This is a genomic window from Gryllotalpicola sp. (assembly GCF_027352875.1).
Lineage (GTDB): Bacteria > Actinomycetota > Actinomycetes > Actinomycetales > Microbacteriaceae > Gryllotalpicola.
Genome location: NZ_DAIEII010000018.1, coordinates 1 through 10,421, shown reverse-complemented (window position 1 = coordinate 10,421; position 10,421 = coordinate 1). Strand labels below are relative to the sequence as shown.

The window sequence follows — 10,421 nt, the reverse complement described above, 5'->3', positions numbered from 1 at the left end:
CTCGACCGACCACGCCATCACCGCGACGATCCCGGTCTTCCCGCACGACCCCGCCCTGCAGACCGCGAAGATCGTCGTCGACGCGAGCGCCGAGGTCACCTGGACGCTGCACTTCGCACCGATGAGCTCCCTGCCGCTGCTTCCGGCATCCGGAACCGGCATCGGCACCTACCGCTACGAGGGACCGGGCTCCTTCCTCGCGACGAACGCGGGCAGCCTCAGCCAGGCGTTCCGCATCGAGCAGTACCACGCTGCGGCCGACGGCACCGTCGTCCGCGACCAGCTCGCGGCCTCGACCGAGACGGATGGCAGCTTCGTCGACGTCGTGTCCGCGTACGCCGGGCCGTCGCTCATCACCGTCACGTCGTCCGCGGCGTGGACGATGATCGCGCGCTGACCGGCACCACGGGGAGGGGCGGGCACTGGGGGTGCCCGCCCCTCCTCGCCATGCCGCGGAGAACAAGCGCCCTGAGCCGTCGGGTCGTGACGAACACCCCGCCGAGCGCGATGAGCGTCGCCGCGGGCGGCGCGGCAGCCCTCACCACCCTGTCGCCGAGGTGGCGAGCTCCGCTCCGGCCGCGGTCAACTCGGCGAGCGCAGCCCGGCTGGACTCGGGCGCGACGCCCGCGACGAGGTCGGTGAGCACGCGCACCCGTTCGCCGTCGCCGAGGGCGTCGAGCGCCGAGGCGCGCACGCAGTGGTCCGTGGCGATGCCGACGATGTCGAGGTCTGTGACGCCGTGGGCCTGCAGCACGTCGGCGATCGTCTTGCCCTGCTCGTCGGCGCCCTCGAAGGCCGAGTACGCCGGCTTGCCCTGACCCTTGAGGATGTGCACGTCGATCGCGGATGCGTCGAGCGCCGGGTGATAGTCGGCGCCGGGCGTGCCTGCGACGCAGTGCACCGGCCAGGTGTCGACGAAGTCGGGACGGGCGGCGAAGTGGCCGCCGTTGTCGTCGGTCGCGTCGTGCCAGTCGCGCGAGGCGATGACGAGGGCGTAGTCCGTGCCGTGATCGTGCAGCAGCGTCGTCACGCCCGCGGCGACGGCGGAGCCGCCGTCGACCCCGAGCGCACCGCCCTCGGTGAAGTCGTTCTGGACATCGACGATGAGGAGGGCGCGGGACATGGCGGCTGCGATCAGTACTTCGCGATGTTGAGACCGCAGCTGTAGAAGCCCGCGGCGAGGTTGTCGAGCGCCGCGCGGGCGGCGTTCGGGTCGGTCTTCTCGGCGAAGATCGCGAACGACAGCACCGAGCCGTCCTTGGCGTGGATGATGCCGGCGATGGTCGCGGCATTGCTCAGCGTGCCGGTCTTGGCGTTGACCTGGCCGCGCGCGACGGCGGCCTGCCCGGTGAACCGGCTTGCGAGCGTCCCGGTGCGACCGGCGATGGGGAGCGCGTCGTAAATCGTCTTGAGGTCCTCGTCGCCGGAGTTGATCTTGACGAGGTATCGGGTGAGGAACGCCGGCGGGACGGCATCCGCCGAGCTGAGGCCCGAGCCGTCGAAGATGCTCAGCGCGGTCGGGTCGAGGCCGTAGGCCTGCATCGCCTGCTTCATCGCGGTGTCCTCGTCGGCGAAGGTGTTGCCGACGCCCTCCTTGATGGCGACGAGGCGGGCGAGGTACTCCATGACCGTGTTGTCCGAGTAGAGGAGCGCCTCGTGGACGAGCGTCGCGACGGGCGGCGAGAGCACCGAGCCGAGGACGGCGGCACCGTCGACGTGCGCGGTCGCGGGGGGGTCGACGGCGATCGACGTCGGCGCCTGGCCGAGCGCGGCGGCGAGCGCGGTCGCGAACGCCTGGCCGGCGGCCTGGATGGCACCGGGGCCGTCGTGGAGGCGCTTCGAGCTCAGCGCGGTGGGCGTGGCGCGGTCGCCGTCGACCTCGAGGGCGACGATGTCGGGGGTCGAGCCGTCGTTCGCGTCGTGCTCGGCGGCGCGGTCCCAGGTGTCGAGCCACGTGGAGCCGGCGAACAGGGTTGCGTCCGGTGTGATGTGTGCGAGCGCAACGCCCGGGAAGTTCGCCGTCCAGTACTGGGCGGTCTGCTGCGCGAGGTCGACGACGCTCGCGGCGCCGGGGAAGTAGGTGCCGCCTCCCGCGGTGAGGACGGGGTCGCCGCCGCCGACGAGGATCACGCCGCTCGGGTCGGCAGGGTTGGCCGTGACCTGCGTCTCGATCTGGTAGTTCGGGCCGAGAGCGCGCAGCGCCGCCCCCGCCGTGATGAGCTTCATGACGCTCGCGGGCGCGGCCGCGATGCTCCCGTTGACGGAGTAGATCGACTGGCCGGTGTCGGCATCGACGACGGATGCCGCGACCGCGCCGAGCGCGGGGTCGTTTTTGAGCTTCGCCACCGAGCACGTCGGGAAGGCCACGGGCGTGGGGATGTCGCTCGGCACGGCGCGCACCGTGGCCGTGGGCGTCGGAGTCGACGTCGTCGTCACCGGTGCTCTGGCGATGACCCGGGGGGCGCCGACGGCCGCACCGACGCCGAAGGCGACTCCGCCGACGAGGATGATCGCGGCGGCGAGCGCCGCACCGAGCCACGCCCGCGGGTGCCTGCGGAACGCCGCCATCGGACCGGTGCCACTCACCCTGGCAGCCTACCTGGCACGGCGGCGAGGAGACGGGACGGCCCCGGTCCGGGTCGGCGCCGAATCGCCGAATCGCCGACTACGGCGATGCCGCTGGTGAGAGCGTCGATGTCACCAAGGGAAGGGAGAGATACGCGATGTCGACCTCGGCCGTGGGAGCGCGATCCCGTCTTCGGCGGCGGCGGAGCACGCCAGCGTCGAGGCGCACGTCGAGTCCGTCGCGGAGCCCCGAGACAGGATTGAACTGTCGACCCCTTCATTACGAGTGAAGTGCTCTACCACTGAGCTATCGGGGCGCGGCCGAACGGCCAGAGCGAGTCTAATCGAGAGCCATCCGCCCCGGAAAATCAGACCGCGGATCACCGCCGCAGGCCCGCTCAGGCGTGAACGGCGAGCACCGTCTTGAGGTTGCTGAACGATTCCCGCATGCTCTCGCCGAGATCGCCCTTGCCGCCGAGCTCCGCCCAGCATGACCAGGCGTGCCGGGTTCCGGCGAACGCGATGTAGGCGAGGAGCTTGGCGCGTTTCAGCGCCTCCGCGTCGACGGCGAGCGCGGGATCATCGGTGGTGAGACGCTGGGTGATGAGATCGACGACGGCGCCTTCGACCTCTTCCATTCCGGCGACGCGCAACGCGAAGAGGTGCGGATTGGCGACCATGAGCTTCTGCCGGAGCTGCGAGACCTCACGCATGTCGTCGGCCGATTTGTAGGACATCGAGTCGTAGAACAGCTCGCGGATGCCGTCGAGTATCGGCTCATCGGGCCCGGCGGAGAGGAACCGCGCCGTCTGGGCCGCGTCGGGCAGCAGCGGCCCGTGGCCGATGAGCGCGGCCTCCTTGCTCGGGAAGTAGTTGAAGAAGGTGCGCGGCGAGACGTCGGCGGCCTCGCTGATCTCGTCGACGGTGACCCCGTCGACGCCGCGCTCGAGAGACAGGGTGATCGCTGCACGCTCGATGGCAAGGCGGGTCGCATTGCGCTTGCGCTCGCGGAGACCGCGCACTTCCTCGTGCGCTGCGTCGTGCCGCACCTGCGTGGCATCGTCCGCGAAGCGCCCCTTGAGATCGCTCACAGCATCATGATAATTGCACTGCCTGCAAATTTGCAGTCAAAGCGGGGTCAACACTCCGGATCGTTCTTCGGCACCGTGCCGTCGACGAGGTAGTGGTCGACAGCGTCCGTCACGCAGGAGTTCGAACGACCGTACGCGGTGTGGCCGTTGCCGTGCCAGGTGACGAGGTGGCCGTTCTCGAGCTCCTGCGCGACGTGCTGCGCATTGGCGTACGGCGTCGCCGGGTCGCCCGTCGTGCCGAGCACGAGGATGGGCGCGGACCCCGCTGCCTTCACCGGCGCGGGCGTGCGGACCGCCGGGAACGGCCAGCCCACGCAGCCGATGTCGCCGTACGAGAAGTACGGGCCCATCACCGGGGCGATCTTCGCGAGCTTCTTCGCCTGCGCCCGCATGGCGGCGACATCCGGGTTCTGCGGGTAGTCGAGGCAGTTGATCGCGATGAACGCGATCATCTCGTTGCTCGAATAGGTGCCGTCGGTGTTGCGGTTGTTGTACTGGTCGGCGAACTCGAACGCGATGCGCGCGCTGCCCGACCAGACGTCCTCGAAGAGGTAGTCGAGGTACTGCCAGGAGCCGGAGTCGTAGAGCGGCAGGATGATCGCGGTGAGCAGCGTGTTGGCGGTGAGGATGCGGCCGTCGGAGTTCGTGATGGGACGCACGTCGGCATCCGCCAGGGTCTGCGCGATCTTCTTGTCGGCGTCGGCGACCGTACCCGTGAACGGGCATTTCGAGTCCCGCGTGAAGCACCAGTGGAGATACGCGTTGAGGTTCGACTCGAAGCCCGCCGTCTGCTGGACGGTGAGCTCATCGCCGGTGGACGCCGGGTCGATGACCCCGTCGAGCACCATCCGCCCGACGTTGCCGGGGAACCGGTCGGCGTAGAGCGAGCCGATGAGCGTGCCGTAGGAGTACCCGAGGTAGCTGAGGCGGGTGTCGCCGACCACGCTGCGGAGCATGTCGAGATCGCTCACCGTGCTCCCGGTGTCGACGTGGCCGAGCAGCGCGCCGGTGCGGGCGAGGCACGCCTGCCCGAGGCTCTTCGTCGCGGCCTCCTGGGCGGCGATCCACGCCGCCGAACCGCGCACGCCCGGCGTCGGGTCGTAGAGGTAGTGATCCATCTGCCTGTCGGAGAGGCACTTCACCGCGCTCGAGGAGCCGACACCGCGCGGGTCGAATCCGACAATGTCGAAGTGGTCCTGCAGGGTCTGGTCGGCGCCGCCGATGCTGGAGCGGACGAAGTCGACCGCACTGCCCCCCGGGCCGCCCGGGTTGACGAACAGGGTGCCCAGCTTCGTGCCCTTCGCGGGCTGCTTGATGAGGCTCAGCGTGATCGTCTTGCCATCGGCCGGAGTGGACCAGTCGAGGGGCGCCGACGCCGTCGCGCAGACGAAGCCGGCGCCGCAATCCCGCCAGCCGAGCTTCTGCCCGTAGAAGGACTCGGCTCCCGCAGGCGCCCCGGTCGTCGGAGCCGCGCCGCCGGCCGCGGCCGTCGTCGGCGCGCCCGGCACGATGCCGGAGGTCGCGCCCGTGGTCGGCGTGCCGTTCGGGGCGAACGCCGTGCAGCCGGCGAGCAGCAGCGCCGCGACAACCCCGACGAATGCGCGGATGTGACGGCTCATGCTCTCCCCCTGGTGGCGCGGCCCGGTGCGGCGGCGGGCGCGGTGCGGATTGCGGTGACGAGCATGGCCTCGAGGGCGAGCGCCGGCGCGACATTGCCCGCGATGCGAGTGCGCGCCTCGGCGATGGCATCCAGGACGGCGAGCGTTCGCTCCGGACCCGCCGCCGCGGCGATCGCGGCGAGCTGGGCGGCGCGCTCGGCGTTGACGAGCTCGAGCGCCGAGCCGAGCTGGATCATGAGGACATCGCGGTACGCCGACAGGAGGTCGATGAGGATGCGGTCGAGACCGTCGCGCAGACTGCGCGTGGCCCGGCGCTTCTGGTCCTCCTCCAGCTGGCGGATCTGACCTCGCAGCTGCAGCGGCACGGTACCGCCGGGGGCGATGCCGAGCGATCGCAGCGCGTCCTCGCGCTCGCGCTCGTCGCGCTCCTCGGCCATGGCCTTGCCGTCGTCGCCGGCGATCTCGAGCAACCTCGCCGCCGCGTTCACCGCGGCTCCGACCGTCGAGACCCCGAGCACCAGGTCGAGCACCTCGTCGCGGCGCTCGCGCGCCTCGGCGTTGGTGGCGAGCCGCCTCGCCATGCCGATATGGCTCTGCGCGTGACGAGCGGATTCCTCGGCGAGCGCCGCCGCGACGCCGTGGCGCCGCACCAGCAGCGCGGCGACATCCGCCACGGTCGGGGTCGTGAGGCGCACGGTGCGCACCCGCGACCGGATCGTCGGCAGCAGATCGGTGTCGCTCGGCGCGCAGAGCACCCACACCGTGCGCTCCGGCGGCTCTTCCAGCGCCTTGAGCAGGACGTTGGAGGTGCGCTCGGTCATGCGGTCGGCGTCCTCGACGACGAGGACGCGGTAGCGCCCCACCGATGGCGAGAACTGCGACTTGGCGACAAGCTCGCGCACCTCGTCGACGGTGATGATGACCCGGTCGGTGCTCAGGGCGGTGAGGTCGGGATGCGTGCGGGCGGCGACCTGACGTACGGTCGCGTCGTCGCCGTCCGGGTCGTCGCTGAGCAGCGCCGCCGCGAAGGCGTACGCGAGATTGGACCGGCCGGAACCGGGCGGGCCGGTGAGGAGCCAGGCGTGGGTCATGGCGTCGCTGACGCCTCCGGCCGGGTCGACCTCGGCTGCCGCGCGCAGCGCGGCGATCGCCCCGGCCTGGCCGGTCAGCTCGCTCCACGCGCCCACAGGCTCAGGCTAGTCGTGGCGAGTGACAGCACCGAGCAGGGGCGCGATGCGCTCGCGGACGGCCGCGGCGAGGATGGCGGCGTCGGCCGCCCCGTCGAGGACGAGGAAGCGCCCGGGCTCGGCATCCGCCATCGCGAGGTACGCCTCGCGCACCCGCTCCTGGAAGCCGTCGGCCTCGCTCTCGAGGCGGTCGGCCTCGCCGCGCCCGCGCACGATGCGCTCGCGCGCGACCACCGGGTCGAGGTCGAAGAGCACGGTGAGGTCGGGGACGAGATCGCGGGTCGCCCAGAGCGACAGCCGGCGCACCTCGCCGGGGTCGAGCACGCGACCGGCGCCCTGGTAGGCGACGGAGGAGTCGATGTAGCGGTCCTGGACGACGACCGCGCCGCGCTCGAGCGCCGGCCGCACCACGGTCTGCACATGGTGGGCGCGGTCGGCGGCGAAGAGCAGCGCCTCGGCGCGCGGGTCGACCGCGCCCTTGTGGTGCAGCACGATGTCGCGGATGAGCCGGCCGACCTCGGTGCCGCCGGGCTCGCGGGTCTGGATGGCCTCGTAGCCGTCGTCCTCCAGCCACTCCAGCAGCAGCGCGGCCTGGGTCGACTTGCCCGACCCGTCGACGCCCTCGAGGGTGACGAAGAGGCCGGAGGCGTCGCTCACCGCGAGCTCACTTGGCCGTGGCGGCCCTGCGCGCCGGCGCCCGCTTGGCGCGCGGCTTGGCCGGACCCTTGGCCCGCTTGTCGGCGAGCAGCTGGACCGCACGAGCGAAGTCGACGTCGTCGACGCTCTCGCCGCGCGGGATGGTCGCGTTCGTCTCGCCGTCGGTGACGTAGGGCCCGAAGCGGCCGTCGCGCACCCTGATCGCCTTGCCGCTCACCGGGTCGGCATCGAACTCCTTGAGAGCGCTCGAGGCGCGGCGGGCGCCGTACTTCGGCTGGGCGAACAGCTCGAGGGCGCCGGCGAGGTCGATGGTGAAGATCGCGTCCTCGCCAGGCAGCGAGCGGGTGTCCGCGCCCTTGGTGAGGTACGGTCCGTAGCGGCCGTTCTGCGCCTTGATCTCCTCGCCGGATTCCGGGTCGAGGCCGACCGTGCGCGGCAGGTCGAGCAGTGTGAGGGCGGTGTCGAAGTCGACCGTGTCGACGCTCATCGATGCGAAGAGGGATGCCGTCCGCGGCTTCGCCGCCCCCTTCTTGGGCTTGGCATCGGGGTCGGCGGCCGGGTCGACCTCGGTGACGTAGGGGCCGTAGCGGCCCGCCTTCGCGACGACCTGCTTGCCGTCCGGCAGCGTCCCGAGCACGCGATCGGTGCGCACCGGCGCGGCGGCGAGCTCGCGCGCCTTGGCCGGGGTGAGCTCGTCGGGGGCGAGGTCCTCGGGAATGTTGACGCGGCGCGGTTCGGCGTCGGGGGAATCCCCCGGCACCTCGAGGTACGGCCCGTACTTGCCGATGCGCAGCGTGATGTCGTCGGCGATGCGAATGGAGTTGATCTCGCGGGCGTCGATGTCGCCGATGTCCTCGACGACGGCGCGCAGTCCCGGGTAGTCGCCGTGGCCGTAGTAGAAGCCCTTGAGCCAGTCCTGGCCGGCCCAGTCGCCGTCGGCGATCTTGTCGAGATCGTTCTCGAGCTCGGCGGTGAAGTCGTACTCGACGAGGTCGCCGAAGTGCTCCTCCAGCAGGCGCACGACGGAGAACGCGACCCAGTTCGGCACGAGCGCCTGGCCGACGACGCGCACGTAGCCGCGGTCGACGATGGTCTCCATGATCTGGGCGTACGTCGACGGGCGGCCGACGCCGAGCTCTTCGAGGGCCTTGACCAGGCTCGCCTCGGTGTAGCGCGGCGGCGGGGTCGTCTCATGGCCCTTCGGCTCGACGCCCGCGATCTCGAGGGTCTGGCCCACGGCGAGCGGCGGCAGCTTGGCCTCGTCGGCGGAGCCGCTGCTGTCCCGGCCCTCATCGCGGCCCTCCTCGTAGGCGTGGAGGAAGCCCCGGAAGGTGATGACGGTGCCGGATGCGGTGAACTCGGCCACCGCGCCGTCGAGCTCGCCGCCGTGCACTGCGGTCTCGATGCCGACGGATGCCGTGGAACCGCGCGCGTCGGCCATCTGGCTCGCGATGGTGCGCTTCCAGATGAGGTCGTAGAGCTTGAAGTCGTTGGCCGAGAGGAACGAGCGCACCTCGTCGGGGGTGCGGAAGACCTCGCCCGAGGGGCGGATGGCCTCGTGCGCCTCCTGGGCATTCTTGGACTTGCCGGTGTAGATGCGCGGCTTCTCGGGCACGGTGTCGGGGCCGTAGAGCGCGGCGGCCTGGGAGCGTGCGGCGCTCGTGGCCTGCTGCGACAGCGACGGCGAGTCCGTGCGCATGTAGGTGATGTAGCCGTTCTCGTAGAGCGCCTGGGCGACGCTCATCGTCTGACGGGCGCTGAAGCGCAGCTTGCGGGATGCCTCCTGCTGCAGCGTCGACGTCGTGAACGGGGCCGCCGGGCGCCGAGTGTACGGCTTGGACTCGACGCTGCTCACAGTGATGGTCGTCGGGTCGTCGCGCAGGGCGTCGGCGAGCGCGGTCGCGCCGGCCTCCGTGAGGACGGTGACGTCGCCGGTGAGCCGCCCGCGGTCGTCGAAGTCGCGGCCCTGGGCGATGCGCGTGCCGTTCAGCCGGGCGAGACGCGCCTCGAAGGGTGCGGTGCCCTCGCCGGGTGTGAACCGGGCGAGCAGATCCCAGTAGGACGCAGCGACGAACTCCATGCGCTCGCGCTCGCGGTCGACGACGAGACGCGTCGCGGGCGACTGCACTCGACCGGCCGACAGACCCGGACCGACCTTGCGCCACAGCACCGGCGAGACCTCGTAGCCGTAGAGGCGGTCGAGCACGCGGCGGGTCTCCTGCGCGTCGACAAGGCTCATGTCGATGTCGCGGGTGTGGTCGCGGGCGGCCTGGATGGCCTCCTTGGTGATCTCGTGGAACACCATCCGCTTGACCGGCACCTTGGGCTTGAGCACCTCGAGGAGGTGCCACGCGATGGCCTCGCCCTCCCGGTCCTCATCGGTGGCGAGCACGAGCTCGTCGGCTTCCTTGAGGGCCTTCTTCAGCTCGGAGACGACCTTGACGCTGCGCGGGCTCACCACGTACCAGGGCTTGAAGCCGTGGTCGATGTCGACGCCGAACTTGCCGAGCAGGGTCTTCTTCTGGCCGGCGGGGACGTCCTTCGGCTCGATGAGGTCGCGGATGTGGCCGACCGACGCCATGACCTCGTAACCGTCCCCGAGGTATTGGGCGATCGACTTCACCTTCGTCGGCGACTCGACGATGACCAGCTTCTTGCCTGCCACTGTGCTCCCTAATGCGGTGCTTACGACTGCACACCATACACACCGGTGTCCAGCGGCTCGCTCAGGGTCGGGCCTGCGGCCTCGTCGGGACCGGGCCTGCGGCCTCGTCGGGACCGGGCCTGCGGCCTCGTCGGGACCGGGCCTGCGGGCCTCGTCAGGGCCGGGCCGGAGGCCTCGCTCAGGGTCGGGCCTGCGGCCTCGTCGGGACCGGGCCGGAAGCCTCGCTCAGGGTCGGCCGGTGGCCTCGTCGGGACCGGGCCGGGAGCCTCCCGCCAGGGTCCGGTCTACGACCTCGTCAGGGTCCGGTCTGCGACCTCGTCAGGGCCGGGTCGGCGGGCCGGCCCTGGCCCGGGCGGTGATGGTCAGCCCGGCGTAGCGCGTCTCGACCGCGACGGTGGCGATGAGGCCGCTGATGCCGCAGCTGGTGAGGGAGGTGGCGTCGAGTTCGGCGAGGTGCCGCGCCTGCTCGCAGGGGTAGCCCGGGATGCGTCCGCTGAGCGTGTCGGCCGCCGCGAGCGCAGCGGCGTCGGCGGCGGAATCCGCCCGCGCCTTCGCCACGAAGGCGCCCGCAACCGGGATCGCGGCGGCGGCGGCGAGGACGGCGGCGGCCACGACGGCGATGCCGAGCACCGAGCCG

At 71.5% G+C, this 10,421-nt stretch carries 9 protein-coding genes and 1 tRNA gene; 1 reads left to right on the top strand and 9 read right to left on the bottom strand.

From position 1 onward, the window contains the following. On the top strand, positions 1-397 hold a 397-nt coding region (locus M7D61_RS02485), incomplete at its 5' end, for a hypothetical protein (protein ID WP_298227260.1). Positions 398-538: 141 nt separating this feature from the next. Here M7D61_RS02485 and M7D61_RS02480 read toward each other — a convergent pair. The 9 genes from M7D61_RS02480 to M7D61_RS02440 form a co-directional block, all read right to left on the bottom strand. After that, the gene (locus M7D61_RS02480) at positions 539-1,123 is read right to left on the bottom strand and encodes an isochorismatase family protein (protein ID WP_298227258.1); all 585 of its coding nucleotides are present in this window, start codon (positions 1,121-1,123) and stop codon (positions 539-541) included. Positions 1,124-1,134: 11 nt separating this feature from the next. Next, positions 1,135-2,586, bottom strand: coding sequence for a D-alanyl-D-alanine carboxypeptidase (locus tag M7D61_RS02475; RefSeq protein WP_298227255.1), 1,452 nt, complete (start codon positions 2,584-2,586; stop codon positions 1,135-1,137). Between the two features lie 224 nt (positions 2,587-2,810). Beyond that, positions 2,811-2,882 (bottom strand) — tRNA-Thr (locus M7D61_RS02470). An 81-nt stretch (positions 2,883-2,963) separates the two neighbouring features. Next, entirely contained in the window at positions 2,964-3,656 is a 693-nt protein-coding gene (locus M7D61_RS02465; protein ID WP_298227253.1) for a TetR family transcriptional regulator, read from the bottom strand. A gap of 47 nt (positions 3,657-3,703) precedes the next feature. Next, the gene (locus M7D61_RS02460; RefSeq protein ID WP_298227251.1) at positions 3,704-5,275 is read right to left on the bottom strand and encodes an alpha/beta hydrolase; all 1,572 of its coding nucleotides are present in this window, start codon (positions 5,273-5,275) and stop codon (positions 3,704-3,706) included. Then, a complete protein-coding gene (locus tag M7D61_RS02455) occupies positions 5,272-6,462 on the bottom strand; it encodes a DNA polymerase III subunit delta' (protein ID WP_298227249.1) in 1,191 nt (396 codons plus the stop codon). Before M7D61_RS02455 ends, M7D61_RS02460 begins: the two co-directional genes overlap by 4 nt. A gap of 9 nt (positions 6,463-6,471) precedes the next feature. Further along, a complete protein-coding gene (gene tmk / locus M7D61_RS02450; protein ID WP_298227247.1) occupies positions 6,472-7,119 on the bottom strand; it encodes a dTMP kinase in 648 nt (215 codons plus the stop codon). A gap of 7 nt (positions 7,120-7,126) precedes the next feature. Further along, positions 7,127-9,784: a type I DNA topoisomerase gene (topA, locus tag M7D61_RS02445; RefSeq protein WP_298227245.1), complete on the bottom strand. Its 2,658-nt coding sequence runs from the start codon at positions 9,782-9,784 to the stop codon at positions 7,127-7,129. 318 nt (positions 9,785-10,102) lie between these two features. After that, a partial coding sequence (locus tag M7D61_RS02440; RefSeq protein WP_298227243.1) for an Rv3654c family TadE-like protein occupies positions 10,103-10,421 on the bottom strand: 319 nt, incomplete at its 5' end.

Bases quoted from the DNA above. Each gene is read 5' to 3' on its own strand.
- M7D61_RS02460 (WP_298227251.1), bottom strand. From the start codon at position 5,275: ATGAGCCGTCACATCCGCGCATTCGTCGGGGTTGTCGCGGCGCTGCTG.
- M7D61_RS02480 (WP_298227258.1), bottom strand. From the start codon at position 1,123: ATGTCCCGCGCCCTCCTCATCGTCGATGTCCAGAACGACTTCACCGAG.